Origin of the sequence: Streptomyces sp. CA-243310, from assembly GCF_050936775.1 — a bacterium.
Taxonomy (GTDB): Bacteria; Actinomycetota; Actinomycetes; order Streptomycetales; family Streptomycetaceae; genus Streptomyces.
The window spans coordinates 2016272-2035571 of sequence record NZ_JBNJMF010000002.1 but is presented as its reverse complement, the minus strand read 5'-3'; the positions used below and the strand labels follow the sequence as shown (position 1 = coordinate 2035571).

15 protein-coding genes are annotated in these 19300 nt (G+C 71.0%); 14 read left to right on the top strand and 1 reads right to left on the bottom strand.

Annotation, left to right across the window (positions count from 1 at the left end):
* Nucleotides 1–16: 16 nt before the first annotated feature.
* The 13 genes from ACQEVM_RS26795 (at nt 17) to ACQEVM_RS26735 (ending at nt 14421) form a co-directional block, all read left to right on the top strand.
* The gene (locus tag ACQEVM_RS26795; protein ID WP_433083155.1) at nt 17–1732 is read left to right on the top strand and encodes a UDP-N-acetylmuramoyl-L-alanyl-D-glutamate--2,6-diaminopimelate ligase; all 1716 of its coding nucleotides are present in this window, start codon (nt 17–19) and stop codon (nt 1730–1732) included.
* Entirely contained in the window at nt 1729–3153 is a 1425-nt protein-coding gene (locus ACQEVM_RS26790) for a UDP-N-acetylmuramoyl-tripeptide--D-alanyl-D-alanine ligase (protein ID WP_433083153.1), read from the top strand. Before ACQEVM_RS26795 ends, ACQEVM_RS26790 begins: the two co-directional genes overlap by 4 nt.
* Nucleotides 3150–4220, top strand: coding sequence for a phospho-N-acetylmuramoyl-pentapeptide-transferase (gene mraY, locus ACQEVM_RS26785; RefSeq protein ID WP_433083151.1), 1071 nt, complete (start codon nt 3150–3152; stop codon nt 4218–4220). Before ACQEVM_RS26790 ends, mraY begins: the two co-directional genes overlap by 4 nt.
* Nucleotides 4202–5629 carry a UDP-N-acetylmuramoyl-L-alanine--D-glutamate ligase gene (murD, locus tag ACQEVM_RS26780; RefSeq protein ID WP_433083149.1) on the top strand — a complete coding sequence of 476 codons (1428 nt, stop codon included), beginning with the start codon at nt 4202–4204 and terminating at the stop codon, nt 5627–5629. The genes mraY and murD overlap by 19 nt, the downstream gene beginning before the upstream one ends.
* 68 nt (nt 5630–5697) lie before the next feature.
* A complete protein-coding gene (ftsW, locus tag ACQEVM_RS26775; RefSeq protein ID WP_433083147.1) occupies nt 5698–7077 on the top strand; it encodes a putative lipid II flippase FtsW in 1380 nt (459 codons plus the stop codon).
* A 6-nt stretch (nt 7078–7083) separates the two neighbouring features.
* Nucleotides 7084–8178: an undecaprenyldiphospho-muramoylpentapeptide beta-N-acetylglucosaminyltransferase gene (gene murG / locus ACQEVM_RS26770; protein ID WP_053676007.1), complete on the top strand. Its 1095-nt coding sequence runs from the start codon at nt 7084–7086 to the stop codon at nt 8176–8178.
* 30 nt (nt 8179–8208) lie between these two features.
* On the top strand, nt 8209–9051 hold the full coding sequence (locus ACQEVM_RS26765; protein WP_433083145.1) for a cell division protein FtsQ/DivIB: 843 nt from the start codon (nt 8209–8211) through the stop codon (nt 9049–9051).
* A 278-nt stretch (nt 9052–9329) separates the two neighbouring features.
* Nucleotides 9330–10535: a cell division protein FtsZ gene (gene ftsZ / locus ACQEVM_RS26760; RefSeq protein WP_053676005.1), complete on the top strand. Its 1206-nt coding sequence runs from the start codon at nt 9330–9332 to the stop codon at nt 10533–10535.
* On the top strand, nt 10532–11266 hold the full coding sequence (pgeF, locus tag ACQEVM_RS26755; RefSeq protein WP_433083143.1) for a peptidoglycan editing factor PgeF: 735 nt from the start codon (nt 10532–10534) through the stop codon (nt 11264–11266). The genes ftsZ and pgeF overlap by 4 nt, the downstream gene beginning before the upstream one ends.
* 3 nt (nt 11267–11269) lie before the next feature.
* Nucleotides 11270–11989, top strand: coding sequence for a YggS family pyridoxal phosphate-dependent enzyme (locus ACQEVM_RS26750; protein ID WP_433083142.1), 720 nt, complete (start codon nt 11270–11272; stop codon nt 11987–11989).
* Between the two features lie 166 nt (nt 11990–12155).
* Complete coding sequence (locus ACQEVM_RS26745; RefSeq protein ID WP_053676003.1) at nt 12156–12764, top strand: cell division protein SepF; 609 nt, start codon at nt 12156–12158, stop codon at nt 12762–12764.
* A gap of 60 nt (nt 12765–12824) precedes the next feature.
* Complete coding sequence (locus tag ACQEVM_RS26740) at nt 12825–13121, top strand: YggT family protein (protein WP_433083139.1); 297 nt, start codon at nt 12825–12827, stop codon at nt 13119–13121.
* 82 nt (nt 13122–13203) lie between these two features.
* On the top strand, nt 13204–14421 hold the full coding sequence (locus tag ACQEVM_RS26735) for a DivIVA domain-containing protein (RefSeq protein ID WP_351386059.1): 1218 nt from the start codon (nt 13204–13206) through the stop codon (nt 14419–14421).
* Between the two features lie 365 nt (nt 14422–14786).
* On the opposite strand, the gene ileS is transcribed toward ACQEVM_RS26735, so the two are convergent.
* On the bottom strand, nt 14787–17933 hold the full coding sequence (gene ileS, locus ACQEVM_RS26730; RefSeq protein WP_433083137.1) for an isoleucine--tRNA ligase: 3147 nt from the start codon (nt 17931–17933) through the stop codon (nt 14787–14789).
* A 572-nt stretch (nt 17934–18505) separates the two neighbouring features.
* On the opposite strand from ileS, the gene ACQEVM_RS26725 reads away from it, so the two are divergent.
* A complete protein-coding gene (locus ACQEVM_RS26725; protein WP_433083135.1) occupies nt 18506–19285 on the top strand; it encodes a TraR/DksA C4-type zinc finger protein in 780 nt (259 codons plus the stop codon).
* Nucleotides 19286–19300 lie beyond the last annotated feature (15 nt).

Below are 19300 nucleotides of genomic sequence, written 5' to 3'. Positions count from 1 at the left end.
GCGTGAGGCACCATCAGTGACAACGATCACCCCCAAACCCGGGAACCAGTCGGCCACCGGCCCCGCGGCCGGGACCTCGCTTCGCGACGGGGCCACCGCGCCCGGTACGCTCACCGCCGTGTCCCACGCTGATCAGCCCAGAAACACCCGGAAAGACGCCCCGGCAGCGCCGCCGGGAGCGCCCCGCCCCGTGTCCGTGCGCCCCACCCCGCTGCCCGAGCTCGCGGCCCTGGTGGACCTCGAAGCCGCCGGCGAGCCGACGGGTCCGCGGATCACCGGCATCACGCACGACTCCCGTGCGGTGCGCCCCGGCGACCTCTACGCGGCCCTCCCCGGCGCCAAGGCGCACGGCGCGGACTTCGCGGCCCAGGCGGCCACCCTCGGCGCCGCCGCCGTGCTGACCGATCCCGCGGGCGCCGACCGCGCCGCGGCGACCGGACTGCCGGTGCTCGCCGTCGCCGACCCGCGCGCCCGGATGGGCGAGCTCGCCGCCGCGATCTACGGCAGGCCGGGCGAGGCCCTCCTCCAGCTCGGCATCACCGGCACCTCCGGCAAGACCACCACCGCGTACCTGGTCGAGGGCGGCCTGCGCGCCGCCGGTCGGGCCACCGGCCTCGTCGGCACCGTCGAGATGCGGATCGGCGACGAACGCATCAAGTCCGAGCGCACCACCCCCGAGGCCACCGACCTCCAGGCCCTGTTCGCCGTCATGCGCGAACGCGGGGTCGAGGCCGTGGCCATGGAGGTATCCAGCCACGCGCTCGTGCTCGGCCGGGTCGACGGCTGCGTCTTCGACGTCGCCGTCTTCAACAACCTGAGCCCGGAGCACATGGAGTTCCACTCCGACATGGAGGACTACTTCCAGGCCAAGGCGCAGCTCTTCACCGAGCGCCGGGCCCGCCTCGGAGTGGTGAACGCCGACGACGAGTACGGCCGCCGCCTCGCCAAGGAGGCGACGATCCCGATCGTCACCTTCTCGGCCACGGGCGATCCGGCCGCCGACTGGCGCGCCGAGGACGTGGTCCTGGGGGCCGCCGACTCCACGCTGACCCTCGTCGGTCCGGACGGACAGCGCGTCCGCGCCACCGCGCCGCTGCCCGGCCCGTTCAACGTCGCCAACACCGTCGCCGCGATCGTCACCCTCGCCGCCGCCGGCATCGACCCGCAGACCGCCGCCGACGGCGTCGCCGCGGTCCCCGGAGTGCCCGGCCGGCTGGAACGCGTCGACGCGGGACAGCCGTTCCTCGCCGTCGTCGACTACGCCCACAAGACCGACGCCGTCGAATCGGTGCTGCGCGCCCTGCGCGAGGTCACCGAGGGGCGGCTGCACATCGTGCTCGGCTGCGGCGGCGACCGCGACACCACCAAGCGGGCCCCGATGGGCGCCGCGGCCGCCCGGTTCGCCGACGTCGCCGTGCTCACCTCCGACAACCCGCGCTCCGAGGACCCCCTCGCCATCCTGGCCGCGATGTTCGAGGGCGCCGTGTCCGTGCCCCGCGCCGAACGGGGTGCCGTCCTCGTCGACGCCGACCGGGCCGCGGCCATCGCCGCCGCCGTCGCGAGCGCCCGGCCCGGTGACACGGTGCTGGTCGCGGGCAAGGGCCACGAACAGGGCCAGGACACAGCCGGCGTCGTACGCCCCTTCGACGACCGCGAGGTCCTGCGCGCGGCCATCGAGGCGCGCACCGAGGCCCCGCACCACGCAACCACGCAGGCCGAGGTGAACCAGTGATCGCCCTTTCCCTCGCCGAGATCGCCGACATCACCGGCGGGCGGCCCCACGACATACCGGATCCGGCGGTGCGGATCGGCGGGGCCGTGGTCATCGACTCCCGTCAAGTGGAGGCCGGCAGCCTGTTCGCCGCCTTCCAGGGCGAGCACGTCGACGGCCACGACTACGCGGAGCGCGCGGTCGCGGCCGGCGCCACCGCCGTCCTCGCCGCCCGCCCCGTCGGCGTACCCGCGATCGTCGTCCCCGACGTGGAGAAGGCGCTCGGCGCCCTCGCCCGCGCCGTCGTCGAACGCCTCGGCACCGACGTGGTGGCCCTGACCGGTTCCGCCGGCAAGACCTCCACCAAGGACCTCATCGCCCAGGTGCTCCAACAGCACGCACCCACCGTGTGGACGCCCGGCTCCCTCAACAACGAGATCGGCCTGCCGCTCACCGCCCTCAAGGCCACCGAGGACACCCGGCACCTGGTGCTGGAGATGGGTGCCCGCGGGATCGGCCACATCGCCTACCTCACCGGCCTGACCCCGCCGCGCATCGGCCTGGTCCTCAACGTCGGCACCGCCCACATCGGGGAGTTCGGCGGCCGCGAGCAGATCGCCCAGGCCAAGGGCGAACTGGTCGAGGCCCTGCCGTCCGAGGCCGACGGGGGCGTCGCCGTCCTGAACGCCGACGACCTGCTCGTGCGCGCCATGTCCGCCCGCACGAAGGCCCGTACGGTCCTCTTCGGCGAGGCCGAGGACGCCGACGTCCGGGCCACGGACGTACGGATGACGGCCGGGGGAACGCCCGCCTTCACACTCCACACACCCTCCGGGTGCGGCGATGTGACCTTGCGGCTGTACGGTGAGCACCACGTGTCGAACGCGCTCGCCGCGGCCGCCGTCGCCCATGTACTGGGCATGTCCACTCCGGAGATCGCCACCGCGCTCTCCGGGGCGGGCACGTTGTCCCGGTGGCGGATGGAGGTCACCGAGCGAGCGGACGGCGTGACGATCGTCAACGACGCCTACAACGCGAACCCCGAGTCCATGCGGGCCGCTCTGCGCGCGCTTGCCGCGATGGGCAGCTCCGCGAGGGCCGACGGGGGACGCACGTGGGCGGTGCTCGGTCCCATGGCCGAGTTGGGTGACGCATCGCTGGCCGAGCACGACGCGGTGGGACGGCTCGCCGTCCGGCTCAACGTGAGCAGGCTCGTCGCAGTCGGGGGCAGGGAAGCGTCCTGGCTGCAACTGGGCGCATACAACGAGGGTTCGTGGGGTGAGGAGTCGGTGCTCGTGTCCGACGCGCAGGCGGCGGTCGACCTGTTGCGCAGTGAACTGCGCCCGGGTGACGTCGTGCTGGTGAAGGCTTCCAGGTCGATCGGCCTGGAGCGGGTCGCGCTTGCGTTGCTGGAGCGCGAGGGCGAGGTCGCCGACCGATGAGGCAGATTCTCTTCGCCGGTGTGATCGGTCTGTTCCTGACCCTCATCGGCACCCCTCTCCTGATCAAGCTGCTGGCCCGCAAGGGCTACGGCCAGTTCATCCGCGACGACGGCCCCCGCGGCCACGCCGGGAAGAAGGGCACACCCACCATGGGTGGCATCTCCTTCATCCTGGCGACGCTCATCGCGTACGCCCTGACGAAGGTCATCACCGGCGAGGAAGTGAGCTTCTCCGGTCTGCTCGTCCTCTTCCTGATGGCCGGCATGGGCGTGGTCGGCTATCTCGACGACTACATCAAGATCGTCAAGAGGCGCTCGCTCGGCCTGCGGGCCAAGGCCAAGATGTCCGGCCAGCTGATCGTCGGCATCGCCTTCGCGGTGCTCGCCCTCCAGTTCAAGGACTCGAGGGAGCTGACCCCGGCCTCGACCAAGCTGTCGTTCGTCACGGACTTCGGCTGGTCGATGGGGCCGGTGCTGTTCGTCGTCTGGGCCCTGTTCATGATCCTGGCGATGTCCAACGGCGTGAACCTGACCGACGGCCTGGACGGACTCGCCACCGGCGCGGCCGTCATGGTCTTCGGCGCCTACACCTTCATCGGCGTCTGGCAGTACCAGGAGTCCTGCGCCAACGCGCAGACCCTGACCAACCCGGCCGCCTGCTTCGAGGTGCGCGACCCGCTGGACCTCGCGGTCGTCGCCTCCGCCCTCATGGGAGCCTGCTTCGGCTTCCTGTGGTGGAACACCTCGCCCGCCAAGATCTTCATGGGTGACACCGGTTCGCTGGCGCTCGGCGGCGCGCTCGCCGGCCTCGCCATCTGCTCCCGCACGGAGTTCCTGATGGCCCTCCTCGGCGGCCTCTTCGTGCTCATCACGATGTCGGTCGTCATCCAGGTCGGCTCCTTCAAGCTGACCGGCAAGCGCGTCTTCCGGATGGCGCCACTCCAGCACCACTTCGAACTCAAGGGGTGGTCCGAGGTCCTTGTGGTGGTCCGCTTCTGGATCATCCAGGGCATGTGCGTGATCGTGGGTCTCGGTCTCTTCTACGCGGGATGGGCAGCCGACAAGTGACCTCCTGGCACGGCAAGAACATCACCGTCGCCGGCCTCGGCGTGAGCGGCATCAGTGCCGCCCGCGCCCTGGCCGGCCTCGGCGCTTCGGTGACCGTCGTCGACGGCGGCGACAGCGAGGGCCACCGGGCCCGGGCGGCGGAGCTGGAGGCGGCGGGGATCTCCGTGCGCCTCGCGGACGCCGCGACCCTGCCCGAGGGCACCGACCTGGTCGTCACCTCGCCCGGCTGGAAGCCCGACAGCCCGCTGTTCGCCGCGGCCGCCGAGGCCGGTGTCGAGGTCGTCGGGGACGTGGAGATCGCCTGGCTCCTGCGCGGCCCCGACGCGGCCCCCTGGCTCGCGATCACCGGCACCAACGGCAAGACGACGACCACCCGGATGCTCGCGTCGATCCTGCGGGCCGCGGGCCTCAAGACCGCGGCCGTCGGCAACATCGGCACCCCGATCATCGACGTCGTGACCGGCGGGGAGGCGTACGACGTCCTCGCCGTCGAGCTCTCCAGCTACCAGCTCCACTGGGCGCCCTCCGTGCGCGCCCACTCGGCGGCCGTCCTCAACCTGGCCCCCGACCACCTCGACTGGCACGGCTCGATGGAGGCGTACGCCGCCGACAAGGGCCGCATCTACGAGGGCAACACGGTGGCCTGCGTCTACAACGTCGCCGACAAGGCCACCGAGGACCTCGTCGTGGATGCCGACGTCGAGGAGGGTTGCCGGGCGATCGGCTTCACCCTCGGCGCCCCCGGCCCCTCCATGCTGGGCGTGGTCGACGGGATCCTGGTGGACCGGGCCTTCGTGGAGAACCGGCAGAAGAACGCCCAGGAGCTCGCGCAGGTGGAGGACGTCAACCCGCCCGCCCCGCACAACATCGCCAACGCGCTCGCCGCGGCGGCCCTGGCCCGCGCCTTCGGCGTCGAACCGCGCGCGGTCCGTGACGGCCTGCGCGACTTCCGGCCGGACGCCCACCGGGTCGCGCACGTGGACGAGGTGGACGGGGTCACGTACATCGACGACTCCAAGGCCACCAACACCCATGCGGCGGAGGCCTCCCTGGCGGCCTTCGAGCCGGTCGTGTGGATCGCCGGCGGCCTCGCCAAGGGCGCGACCTTCGACGAGCTCGTGCGCAAGTCGGCCGCCCGTCTGCGGGCCGTCGTCCTGATGGGTGCCGACCGGGCCCTGATCGCGGACGCGCTGGCGCGACACGCGCCGCAGGTACCCGTCGTGGACCTCGACCGGACCGACACTGGGGCGATGCTCGCGGCGGTCCGGGAAGCGGCCCGTCTCGCCGAGCGCGGCGACACGGTCCTGTTGGCACCTGCCTGTGCCTCGATGGACATGTTCGCGAACTACAACGAGCGTGGGGACGCATTCGCCGACGCGGTGCGCGAACTGGCCGCCGAGAGCGCCTAGGTCGAACCAGGGCAGGTGTCCTTCCCGACCGGCTGCTCGCCTCGCACGAGTGGAGGGGAAGATCACAGATGCCGGCCAAGCAAGTACTGCCGGGGCGGCGGCCGTCCGCGTCGAAGGCCGTCAAGGCCGTCAAGGCGCAGGGGCGCAAGCGCCCGGTGATCGGTGGGAAGCGGCCCGGCGGGCGCGGGCCGCTCGCCGGGCTCCGGCGTACGCAACAGCAGTTGCGCAAAGCCTGGGACCGTCCGCTCACGGCGTATTACCTGATTTTCGGCAGCTCGATGCTGATCACCGTGCTCGGCCTCGTGATGGTCTACTCGGCCTCCATGATCAAGGCGCTCCAGCTCGGCCTGGGCGACGCGTACTTCTTCAAGAAGCAGTTCCTCGCGGCCGTCATCGGCGCCGTCCTGCTGCTGGCCGCCTCCCGCATGCCCGTCAAGCTCCACCGGGCCCTGTCCTACCCGGTGCTGACCGGGACCCTCTTCCTGATGGTCCTGGTGCAGGTCCCCGGGATAGGAGTGTCGATCAACGGCAACCGGAACTGGCTCTCCCTGGGCGGCCCGTTCATGCTCCAGCCCAGCGAGTTCGGCAAGCTGGCGCTGATCCTGTGGGGGGCCGACCTGCTGGCCCGCAAGGGCGACAAGGGGCTGCTGAGCCAGTGGAAGCACCTGCTGGTGCCGCTGGTCCCGGTCGCCTTCCTGCTGCTCGGACTCATCATGCTCGGCGGCGACATGGGCACCGCGATGATCCTCGGGGCCATCCTCTTCGGCCTGCTCTGGCTGGCCGGCGCCCCCACCCGGATGTTCGCGGGAGTTCTCGCGTTCGCGGGTGTGATCATCGCACTGCTGATCAAGACGAGTCCGCACCGGATGGACCGGCTCGCCTGCCTCGGTGCGACAGAACCGGGCAAGAACGACCTTTGCTGGCAGGCCGTCCACGGAACCTACGCCCTCGCGTCCGGGGGATGGTTCGGTTCCGGGCTGGGTGCCAGTGTGGAAAAATGGGGCCAACTGCCGGAAGCCCACACCGACTTCATCTTCGCCATCACCGGTGAGGAACTGGGTCTGGCGGGGACGCTGTCGGTGCTCGCCCTGTTCGCGGCTCTAGGCTATGCGGGTATCCGCGTGGCCGGACGCACGGAGGACCCCTTCGTACGGTATGCCGCGGGAGGCGTGACCACATGGATCACGGCGCAGGCCGTGATCAACATCGGTGCGGTGCTCGGCCTGTTGCCGATCGCCGGGGTTCCGCTCCCGCTGTTCTCCTACGGAGGGTCGGCCCTGCTGCCGACCATGTTCGCGGTCGGACTGCTCATCGCCTTCGCGCGTGAGGAGCCGGCGGCGCGCGCGGCACTCGCGATGCGGCAGCCGAAGACCGGCCGGCCGCGGACCGGGCTGAGATGGAAGTCGATGAGACGGCGCGTCAAGAAGCGTCCGTCCGGAGAGCGGTGAATTTCGGTGCATGTCGTACTCGCCGGTGGGGGGACCGCCGGCCACATCGAGCCGGCGCTCGCCCTCGCGGACGCCCTGCGCAGGCAGGACCCTTCAGTGGGCATCACCGCCCTCGGCACGGAGCGCGGACTGGAAACCCGCCTGGTGCCGGAACGCGGCTACGAGCTGGGCCTGATCCCCGCCGTACCGTTGCCCCGCAAGCCCACCCCTGAACTGATCACCGTCCCCGGACGGCTGCGCGGCACCATCAAGGCGGCCGAGGAGATCCTCACGCGCACCAAGGCCGACTGCGTGGTCGGCTTCGGCGGCTACGTGGCGCTGCCCGGCTACCTGGCCGCCAAGCGGCTCGGGGTGCCGATCATCGTCCACGAGGCCAACGCCCGGCCGGGACTGGCCAACAAGATCGGCTCCCGGTACGCGCACGCCGTCGCCGTGTCCACCCCGGACAGCAAGCTGCGGGGGGCCCGCTACGTGGGCATCCCGCTGCGGCGGTCCATCTCGACCCTGGACCGGGCCGCCGTGCGCCCCGAGGCGCGCGCCGCGTTCGGCCTGGACCCCAACCTGCCGACGCTGCTGGTCTCCGGCGGCTCGCAGGGCGCCCGGCGCCTCAACGAGGTGATCCAGCAGGTCGCCCCGACCCTCCAGCGGTCCGGGATCCAGATCCTGCACGCCGTCGGGCCGAAGAACGAACTGCCGCGTGTCGACAACATGCCCGGGATGCCGCCTTATGTGCCGGTACCGTACGTGGACCGGATGGATCTCGCGTACGCCGCCGCCGACATGATGCTGTGCCGCGCGGGTGCGATGACCGTCGCCGAACTCTCCGCCGTCGGGCTGCCCGCCGCCTACGTACCGTTGCCGATCGGCAACGGTGAACAGCGGCTCAACGCCCAGCCGGTGGTCAAGGCCGGCGGCGGCCTGCTCGTGGACGACGCGGAGCTGACGCCCGAATGGGTGCTCAGTCAGGTCCTCCCGGTGCTCGCCGACCCGCACCGCCTCTACGAGATGTCCCGCGCCGCCGCCGAGTTCGGCCGCCGGGACGCCGACGACCTGCTCGTCGGCCTGGTCTACGAGGCGATTGCCGCACGCAGAGCCCGCTGAGGCGGGAGCACTGACCCAGGAGGCACAGGAGTGGCCGGAGCGACGACCGCACAGCGCGGGACACCCGGTTCCGACGGGAACGCCCGCAAGGGCAGGAACCCCGGCCCTCCCAAGCCGGGCCGGCGTCCCAAGCCGTCGAAGGGATCCGGCCCGCGGGGACCCGGCGTCAAACGGCGCCGGGTCCTCGTCCTGGCCTCCCTGGCCGCCGCGGTGCTCCTCGCGGCCGGCGGCACCTGGGTGCTCTACGGGTCCTCCTGGCTCCGCGTCGAGAAGGTCGCCTCCGCCGGCACCGAGGTGCTCACGGCGGCGCAGGTGGTGTCGGCGGCGGCCGTCCCGATCGGCGCGCCGCTGGTGAGCATCGACACCGACGAGATCGAGAGTCGGCTGCGCGAGCGGCTGCCCCGCATCGATTCGGTCGATGTGACGCGGTCGTGGCCGCGTGGAATCAGCCTGAAAGTGACGGAACGCAAACCCGTGCTGCTCATCAAGAAGGGCACGGACTTCGTCGAAGTGGACTCTTCGGGTGTGCGATTCGACACGGTTGCGAAAGCACCCGGAGGCGTTCCCGTCCTCGAATTGGCAGCGGAACGGTCACCCAGCGCCCGTCGTTTCGACGAGCAGCGGCTGCTGCGCGAGGCGGTGGACATCGCGGGCGGCCTCCCCGAGGCCGTCGCGAAGGAGACCCTGCAGGTCAGGGTGGAGTCGTACGACTCGGTCGTGCTGGCGCTCACCAAGGGGCGAACCGTGGTGTGGGGAAGCGGCGAACTGGGTGAAGCGAAAGGGCGGGCGCTGACCGCCCTGCTGAAGGCCTCGCCCAAGGCTGACCACTTCGACGTGAGTGTCCCCACCGCCCCGGCGGTGTCCGGGAGTTGACGTCGAGTCGAACAGCGACGCACCCTGGTTGGCCAGCGATACGGGTGATCACATAGGGTGAAAAGAAAAACGGGAGGTTCGGCGTGTTCGTTGAACACGCGCTACTTGTCGACTTAGTGTCCTGTTCGGAGAGTCCAAGGAACAGACACACTCATAACCCTAAACTTCAGGGTTAGGGTTCGGGTCGGCGTGTACGAACCGGCCCAATTTCGGCATCAGTCGTCGCAACGCAGGCCCGCGAGGCGGCGACACGTAACTCGAGGCGAGAGGCCTTCGACGTGGCAGCACCGCAGAACTACCTCGCAGTCATCAAGGTCATCGGTGTCGGCGGCGGTGGTGTCAATGCCATCAACCGAATGATCGAGGTCGGTCTCAAGGGCGTCGAGTTCATCGCCATCAACACGGACGCCCAAGCGCTGTTGATGAGCGACGCCGACGTCAAGCTCGACGTCGGCCGTGAACTCACCCGGGGCCTCGGCGCCGGCGCCAACCCGGCCGTCGGCCGGAAGGCGGCAGAGGACCACCGCGAGGAGATCGAGGAGGTCCTCAAGGGGGCCGACATGGTCTTCGTCACCGCCGGTGAAGGCGGCGGCACCGGCACGGGCGGCGCACCTGTCGTCGCCAACATCGCGCGCTCGCTGGGCGCCCTGACGATCGGTGTGGTCACCCGACCGTTCACCTTCGAGGGCCGGCGCCGCGCGAACCAGGCGGAGGACGGCATCGCCGAGCTCCGCGAAGAGGTCGACACCCTCATCGTCATCCCCAACGACCGACTGCTGTCCATCTCGGACCGCCAGGTCAGCGTGCTCGACGCCTTCAAGTCGGCCGACCAGGTCCTGCTGTCCGGCGTCCAGGGCATCACCGATCTCATCACCACCCCCGGCCTGATCAACCTCGACTTCGCGGACGTCAAGTCCGTGATGTCCGAGGCCGGCTCGGCCCTCATGGGCATCGGCTCGGCCCGCGGCGACGACCGTGCCGTGGCCGCTGCCGAGATGGCGATCTCCTCGCCCCTGCTGGAGGCGTCCATCGACGGCGCCCGCGGCGTGCTGCTCTCCATCTCCGGCGGCTCGGACCTCGGTCTCTTCGAGATCAACGAGGCCGCGCAGCTGGTGAGCGAGGCGGCGCACCCCGAGGCGAACATCATCTTCGGCGCCGTCATCGACGACGCGCTCGGCGACGAGGTACGGGTCACCGTCATCGCCGCCGGGTTCGACGGAGGACAGCCCCCGGCCCGCCGGGACAACGTCATCGGCGCGGCCTCCACCAAGCGCGAGGAGCCGGCCCCGGCACCGGTCCGCGCCGCCGAGCCGGTGCGCCCGGCCTTCGGCGGGCTCGGCTCGGTTACCCCGCGTGAGGAGCCCCAGGCTCCGGTCGAGCCGGAGCCGGCGAACGAGTTCCCGCCGCCGGCCCACGTCCCGACGGCCCGTCCCTACCAGGACAGCCCGGCGGAAGAGCTGGATGTCCCGGACTTCTTGAAGTGATCCTGGGACGGCACGACGAGAACGGCGCGCACTTCGCCTTCACCGACAGGTGGGGCGGGGTGAGCGCCGTTCCGTACGAGGAGCTCAATCTCGGCGGCGCGGTCGGAGACGACCCGGCCGCCGTTCGCGCGAACCGGGCGACCGCGGCGAACTCCCTCGGCCTCGCTCCCGAGCTGGTGATCTGGATGAACCAGGTGCACGGTCGGGACGTGGCGGTGGTGGACGGCCCGTGGGACGCCGAGCGGGAGGCGATCCCCTCGGTGGACGCGGTGGTGACCGCCCGTCGCGGCCTGGCCCTGGCGGTGCTCACGGCCGACTGCGTGCCGGTCCTGCTGGCCGACCCGGTCGCCGGGATCGCGGGGGCGGCCCACGCGGGGCGGCCCGGACTGGTCGCCGGGGTGGTGCCCGCCGCCGTCGAGGCGATGGTCGCCCTCGGGGCCGACCCCGGGCGCCTCGTCGCCCGTACGGGGCCGGCGGTCTGCGGGCGTTGCTACGAAGTGCCCGCCGAGATGCGGGACGCGGTCGCGGAAGTGGTGCCGGCGGCGTGGGCCGAGACGAGCTGGGGTACCCCGGCCGTGGACGTGGTCGCCGGCGTGCACGCACAGTTGGCGCGGGCGGGGGTGGCGAACGCCGACCGTTCCCCGGTCTGCACACTGGAGTCACGGGACCACTTCTCGTACCGCCGTGACCGGGTGACCGGGCGGCTCGCCGGATATGTCTGGTTGGACTGAGGGATGACGGATCGTAAGGCCGAGCTCGCGGCGAACCTCGCGCGGGTCGAGGAGCGCATCGCGTCGGCGTGCGCGGCGGCGGGTCGCCAACGGGACGAGGTGACCCTCATCGTGGTCACCAAGACCTACCCGGCGAGCGACGTACGACTGCTGGCGGACCTGGGTGTCCGTCATGTTGCGGAAAATCGTGACCAGGACGCCGCCCCCAAGGCAGCGGCCTGCGCGGACCTGGCGCTCGACTGGCACTTCGTGGGCCAGTTGCAGACGAACAAAGTCCGTTCCGTGGCGGGATACGCGCAAGTGGTGCAGTCGGTCGACCGGCCGAAACTGGTCACCGCGCTCTCGGCGGCCGCCACGGCCGCGGGACGGGAACTCGGCTGCCTCGTGCAGATCGCCCTCGACGCCGAGTCGGGGGAGCGGGGGGCCCGGGGCGGGGCGGCACCGGACCTCCTCCCGGAGTTGGCGGACCTCGTGGCCGCGGCGCCGGGACTGAGGATCGACGGCCTCATGACCGTGGCCCCGCTGGCGGGGTCGTACGCGGGCCGCGAACAGGCGGCTTTCGCGCGGCTGGTGGAATTGTCATCCAGCCTGCGCGCCGACCATCCTGCTGCCACGATGGTGTCGGCGGGAATGAGCGCAGACCTGGAACAGGCGGTGCTGGCGGGTGCGACACATGTACGCGTCGGCACTGCGGTACTCGGCGCGAGACCCCGGCTCGGGTAACGTCGCGAAGAAAGTCGGACCACAGCAGAAAATATGGTCATTTCCGCAGATGAGCGGACAGACCACGTGGATCGCGGGCAGTTGGTGACTTTGGTGACACAGCGACTTTGGTGGCACGGCGACACCTGCGACAGGGCGATCCACCACAGAGCGGAGGACTCGGAGAATGGCCGGCGCGATGCGCAAGATGGCGGTCTACCTCGGCCTCGTGGAGGACGACCGGTACGACAACCCGGGGTACGACCCCGATGACGAGTTCGAACCCGAGCCGGAGCCGGAGCGGGATCGCCGGCGTCAGCAGCCCGCGCACCAACCGCCCGTAACGGACGAACCGGTACGAGCAGTACAGCCCCCGGCACAGCGGGAACCCATCCCGATGCCGGTGGAAAACGGACGTCCGGCGCGAATTGCCCCCGTGGCGTCCATCACACCCGACCGCACCAACCTGGAGAAGAACGCACCCGTGATCATGCCCAAGGTCGTCTCCGAGCGGGAGCCGTACCGCATCACGACGCTGCACCCCCGGACCTACAACGAGGCCCGTACCATCGGGGAACACTTCCGTGAGGGCACCCCGGTGATCATGAACCTCACGGAGATGGACGACACCGACGCGAAGCGTCTGGTCGACTTCGCGGCCGGCCTCGTCTTCGGTCTGCACGGCAGCATTGAACGCGTGACGCAGAAGGTGTTCCTGCTGTCTCCTGCTAACGTCGATGTCACGGCGGAGGACAAGGCCCGCATCGCGGAGGGCGGGTTCTTCAACCAAAGCTAGACCGATCCGTCAGACACGGGACCGGGAACAGAGCGGGAGCAGGGGAGAGGGAAGCGCGGGATGGGCATCGCAATGCAAGTGGTCTACATCGCGCTGTCGTGCTTTCTGGGCATCCTGATCTTCCGACTGGTCATGGACTATGTGTTCCAGTTCGCACGTTCATGGACACCCGGCAAGGCGATGGTGGTCGTTCTGGAGGCCACCTACACCGCCACCGACCCACCACTCAAGCTTCTTCGGCGTTTCATTCCGCCGTTGCGTCTCGGGGGCGTGGCACTCGACCTGTCCTTCTTCGTTCTGATGATCATCGTTTACATCCTGATCACTTTCGCGCGCGCTGGTGCGAGCGGCCAGTGAACGATGTGCTTCCCCGCGAACCCGGGGACAGTCCCGATACGGTCTTGCCGACTGCCGACGACTACGTAGAGGTGAAGAAGACATGCCGCTGACTCCCGAGGACGTGCGGAACAAGCAGTTCACGACCGTCCGCCTGCGAGAAGGCTATGACGAGGACGAGGTCGACGCCTTCCTCGACGAGGTCGAGTCCGAACTGACGCGCCTGCTGCGCGAGAACGAGGACCTGCGCGCCAAGCTGGCCGCCGCCACACGCGCCGCCGCGCAGAACCAGCAGCAGCAGGGCATGCGCAAGCCCGAACCCCAGGACCAGCGCGGCCCCGGTGGGCCCGGCGCCCCCGTGCCCGCGGCCATATCCGGCCCGCCGCAGCAGCAGCAGCCGCAGATGGGCCCGCCCCAGCTGCCCGGCGGTCAGCCGCAGCTGCCCCCCGGCCCCGGTGGGCAGGGCCCGCAGGGTCCCGGCCCGATGGGCGGCCCCATGCAGCAGCACAACATGGGTGGCCAGCAGCAGATGGGTCAGCCGCAGCAGATGCAGCAGCCCCAGCAGATGCAGCAGATGCAGCAGCAGTCCATGGGCGGCCAGAACCCGCTCGGCCAGCCGATGGGCCAGCAGATGCAGCCGATGGGGCAGCAGATGCAGCCCATGGGCCAGCAGATGCACCAGCAGCACCAGCAGCTTCCGCAGCAGGGTCCCGGTGGCGATAGTGCCGCCCGCGTCCTGTCGCTCGCGCAGCAGACCGCCGACCAGGCCATCGCGGAGGCCCGTTCCGAGGCCAACAAGATCGTCGGCGAGGCCCGTTCGCGTGCCGAGGGTCTGGAGCGGGACGCCCGCGCCAAGGCCGACGCGCTGGAGCGGGACGCGCAGGAGAAGCACCGCGTCGCGATGGGCTCCCTGGAGTCCGCCCGCGCCACGCTGGAGCGCAAGGTCGAGGACCTGCGAGGCTTCGAGCGCGAGTACCGCACGCGCCTGAAGTCCTACCTGGAGTCCCAGCTGCGTCAGCTGGAGACCCAGGCCGACGACTCGCTGGCCCCGCCGCGCAACCCGGCCGGTCCCGCGCTGCCGCCGTCGCCGTCCATGGCTCCGGCCGGTGCGATGGGGCAGTCGATGGGTGGCCCGTCCCCCATGGGCGGTCCCTCCCCGATGGGTGGCCCGTCCCCGATGAGCGGTCCGTCCTACGGCGGCCAGCAGCAGATGTCCCCGGCGATGACCCAGCCGATGGCTCCGGTGCGGCCCGCTGCTCCGCAGCCGATGCAGGCGCCGTCGCCGATGCGTGGCTTCCTGATCGACGAGGACGACAACTAGGCGCCGCCGCCGCGTCTGTCGGCAGTCTCTCGGGCCGGGCCCGGTTCCCCTCAGGGGGTACCGGGCCCGGCCCGTTTCCGTACCCCGGTGCCGGTGCCGGTGCCGGTGCCGGTGCCGGTGCCGGTGGTGGTGGTGGTGCGGGGGCGGGGTGGGGGCCGCTGCGCGGGGCCGGTCCCCGACCCGCCCTTCCGCCGTTCCCCGGGGCTCCGCCCCGGACCCCGCGCCTCAAACGCCGGCGGGGCTGGGGGGTGTTCGGCGGGGCTGGGCGGGGGTGTTCGGCGGGGTTGGGGGCCTTGGGCGGGGGTGGGGACGACGACGGCCCGCGGCTCCCGGGTGGGAGGCGCGGGCCGTCGGGTGGGGTGGGGTTACGCCTTGCGGAGGCGGAACGTCAGGCCCAGGGGCTCGTCCGTGAACGGGTCGCCGTAGGACGCGTCGGCCTCGCCGGTGGCGAAGTCCGTCGCCAGGACCTCCTCCGCGATCAGCTCCGCGTGGTCCGTCAGGGCCGTCACCAGCTCCGGGTCCGCCGAGGACCACCGCAGGGCGATCCGGTCCGCCACGTCCAGGCCCGAGTTCTTGCGGGCCTCCTGGATCAGGCGGATCGCGTCACGGGCCAGGCCCGCCAGCCGCAACTCCGGGGTGATCTCCAGGTCCAGGGCCACGGTCGCCCCGGAATCGGACGCCACCGACCAGCCCTCGCGCGGGGTCTCGGTGATGATGACCTCCGCCGGGGTGAGGGTCACGGTCTCGCCGTTCACCTCGACCGAGGCCTCACCGGAGCGCAGGGCCAGCGAGAGACCCGCCGCGTCCGCCGCGGCCACGGCCTTGGCGACGTCCTGTACGCCCTTGCCGAACCGCTTGCCCAGCGCACGGAAGTTGGCCTTCGCCGTCGTGTCGACGAGGGACCCGCCGACCTCGGACAGGGAGGCCAGCGAGGAGACGTTCAGCTCCTCCGTGATCTGACCCCGGAGCTCCGGGGTCAGGGCGTCGAAGCCGGTCGCGCCGACCAGGGCCCGGGACAGCGGCTGACGGGTCTTGACGCCCGACTCCGCGCGGGTCGCGCGGCCCAGCTCCACCAGGCGGCGGACCAACAGCATCTGCCGGGACAGCTCCGGGTCGATCGCGGCGGTGTCCGCGGTCGGCCACGTCGAGAGGTGGACGGACTCCGGGGCGTCCGGGGTGACCGGGACGACCATGTCCTGCCAGACCCGCTCCGTGATGAAGGGGGTCAGCGGGGCCAGTAGCCGGGTCACCGTCTCCACCACGTCGTGGAGGGTGCGCAGGGCCGCCTTGTCGCCCTGCCAGAAGCGGCGGCGCGAGCGGCGGACGTACCAGTTCGACAGGTCGTCCACGAAGGACGACAGCAGCTTGCCGGCGCGCTGGGTGTCGTAGGACTCCATCGCCTCCGTGACCTCGGAGGTGAGGGTGTGCAGCTCCGACAGGAGCCAGCGGTCCAGGACGGTGCGGTCCGCGGGCGCCGGGTCGGCCGCCGACGGCGCCCAGTTCGACGTGCGGGCGTACAGGGCCTGGAAGGCCACCGTGTTCCAGTACGTGAGCAGCGTCTTGCGGACGACCTCCTGGATCGTGCCGTGGCCCACGCGCCGGGCCGCCCACGGGGAGCCGCCGGCCGCCATGAACCAGCGGACGGCGTCCGCGCCGTGCTGGTCCATCAGCTGGATCGGTTCGAGGGTGTTGCCCAGGTGCTTGGACATCTTGCGGCCGTCCTCGGCGAGGATGTGGCCCAGGCAGACCACGTTCTCGTAGGAGGACTTGTCGAAGACGAGGGTGCCGACCGCCATCAGCGTGTAGAACCACCCGCGCGTCTGGTCGATGGCCTCCGAGATGAACTGCGCCGGGTAGCGCTTCTCGAAGATCTCCTTGTTCTTGTGCGGGTAGCCCCACTGCGCGAACGGCATCGAACCCGAGTCGTACCAGGCGTCGATGACCTCCGGGACGCGCACGGCTTCGAGGGAGCAGCCCTCGTGCGTGCAGGTGAAGGTGATGTCGTCGATGTACGGGCGGTGCGGGTCCAGGGCCGACTGGTCGGTGCCGGACAGCTCGCCCAGCTCGGCGAGGGACCCGACGCAGGTGAGGTGGTTCTCCTCGCAGCGCCAGATCGGCAGCGGCGTGCCCCAGTAGCGGTTCCGGGAGAGCGCCCAGTCGATGTTGTTGTTCAGCCAGTCGCCGAAGCGGCCCTGCTTCACCGAGTCCGGGAACCAGTTCGTCTTCTCGTTCTCCCGCAGCATCGCGTCCTTGACGGCGGTGGTGCGGATGTACCAGGACGGCTGCGCGTAGTAGAGCAGCGCGGTGTGGCAGCGCCAGCAGTGCGGGTAGCTGTGCTCGTAGGCGATGTGCCTGAAGAGCAGGCCGCGCGCGTCGAGGTCGGCGGTCAGCTTCTCGTCGGCCTTCTTGAAGAAGACACCGCCGACGAGCGGGACGTCCTCCTCGAAGGTGCCGTCGGGGCGGACCGGGTTCACGACGGGCAGGCCGTAGGCCCGGCAGACCGCGAGGTCGTCGGCGCCGAAGGCGGGGGACTGGTGGACCAGACCGGTGCCGTCCTCGGTCGTGACGTACTCGGCGTTCACGACGTAGTGGGCGGGCTCCGGGAACTCGACGAGGTCGAAGGGGCGCCGGTACGTCCAGCGCTCCATCTCCTTGCCCGTGAAGGTCTCCCCGGTTGCCTCCCAGCCCTCGCCGAGGGACTTCTCCAGCAGCGGCTCGGCGACGACGAGGCGCTCCTCGCCGTTGGTGGCGACGACGTACGTGACCTCGGGGTGTGCGGCGACGGCCGTGTTGGACACCAGGGTCCACGGGGTCGTCGTCCACACCAGCAGGGCGGCGTCGCCCGCGAGGGGGCCGGAGGTCAGCGGGAAGCGGACGTAGACCGAGGGGTCGACGACCGTCTCGTAGCCCTGGGCCAGCTCGTGGTCGGAGAGGCCGGTGCCGCAGCGCGGGCACCAGGGGGCGACGCGGTGGTCCTGGGTGAGCAGACCCTTGTTGAAGATCTCCTTCAGCGACCACCACACGGACTCCACGTACTCGGGGTCCATGGTCCGGTAGGCGTCGTCCAGGTCGACCCAGTAGCCCATGCGGGTCGTGAGCTCGGCGAACGCGTCGGTGTGACGGGTCACCGACTCGCGGCACTTGGAGTTGAACTCGGCGATGCCGTACGCCTCGATGTCCTGCTTGCCGTTGAAGCCGAGTTCCTTCTCGACGGCGAGCTCGACGGGCAGGCCGTGGCAGTCCCAGCCGGCCTTGCGGGCCACGTGGTAGCCGCGCATGGTGCGGAAGCGGGGGAAGACGTCCTTGAAGACGCGGGCCTCGATGTGGTGCGCGCCGGGCATCCCGTTCGCGGTGGGCGGACCCTCGTAGAAGACCCACTCGGGGCGGCCCTCGGACTGCTCCAACGTCTTGGCGAAGGTCTTGCTCTCGCGCCAGAACTCCAGGACGGCGTGTTCGAGGGCGGGCAGGTCGACCTGGGCGGGTACCGGGCGGTACTGCGGCGGTGTGGTCATGAGGCTGAACTCTTCCTCCGGCGGGATGTCACTTCCGTCCGGAGGGACGAGAGCCTTGTCGCGCTCCCGCGGTACCACCCTCCTTGGCCGTCGGACGGATCCGATGGCCCCCTCATTGGGGTGCGAAGCCGGTTCTACTTCCCGTACGGGGATCCGTGCGGGATCCGTGATCGTGACGGCTTTCTTCCGGCGGCTCCGGGGTGATCCTTCGCATCGCGCTCGCCCCCGGGCTCTCACCGTCCCCGGGTCGCTCCTGGCTGCGTCCGACGCTACTCGTCCCCATCCATGCCTCTCGCTGGGCCCAGTGTACGGGCCGACGCCGAGGGCGGCCGACCGATATTCCGGGCGTGGTGCGGGGCCGCGGGGCGGCGGCCGCGGTGACCCGGATGGGCTGACGCGCCGGTCCCGGTTCCGGTGGGGCGGGAGGGGCGGATTACCGGGCCGCCGGATGGGCACAACGGATGCAGGTTGACCTCGCGGGATGCGCGCCCCGTTGCCGCGGGGCCGGCGTCGATTTATCGTTCCGGCACGATTCGCGAGCAATGATCACAGTATGTGAAGGGGCCGCGGCCATGGTGGCGAAGAAGACCGCCGGGACTACCAAGAAGGCTGTCGGGAAGGCTGTCGGGGCCGAGGTCGGAACCGAGGTCGGGGCACCGGCGCCGGCTCCCGCCGAGGCGGCGCCCGAGGAGACGGCCGCCGTACGGAAGGCGCCCGCGAAAAAGGCATCCGCGAGGAAGTCGGCGTCCACCGCCAAGGTGGCCGCCGCCGAGAAGTCGACGGCGAAGAAGGTCACGGCCAAACGGGCCGCGACCGAGGGGGCGGCGCATGCCGCGTCAGAGACGGGAGCCCGGAAAGTGGTCGCCAAGAAGAGCACCGGCACGGCCAGGAAGACGGCCGCTGCCGCCACCAGTGGACTGCCCAAGGCGCGGGGCGGCGCGGTGGCCGCCACTCCCGGAGAGCTCCCCGTACGCCCGGGAGAGGACCCCTGGACGCCGGCGGAGGTCGCCGAGGCCCGGTCCGAGCTGGAGAGCGAGGTGCTGCGCCTGCGGGCCGAGCTCCAGGCCTCCGACGCGGCCATCTCCGGCCTGATGCGGGACTCGGGCGACGGCGCGGGAGACGACCAGGCGGACACCGGCACCAAGAACATCACCCGGGAGTCCGAACTGGCCCTCGCGGCGAACGCCAGCCTGATGCTGGAGCAGACGGAACGCGCCTTGGAGCGGCTGGAGTCCGGTACCTACGGTCTCTGCGAGACCTGCGGAAAGCCCATCGGCAAGGCCCGGATGCAGGCATTTCCCCGCGCCACGCTCTGCGTGGACTGCAAGCAGAAGCAGGAGCGACGGCACTAGCCGGGCGTCGGCCGG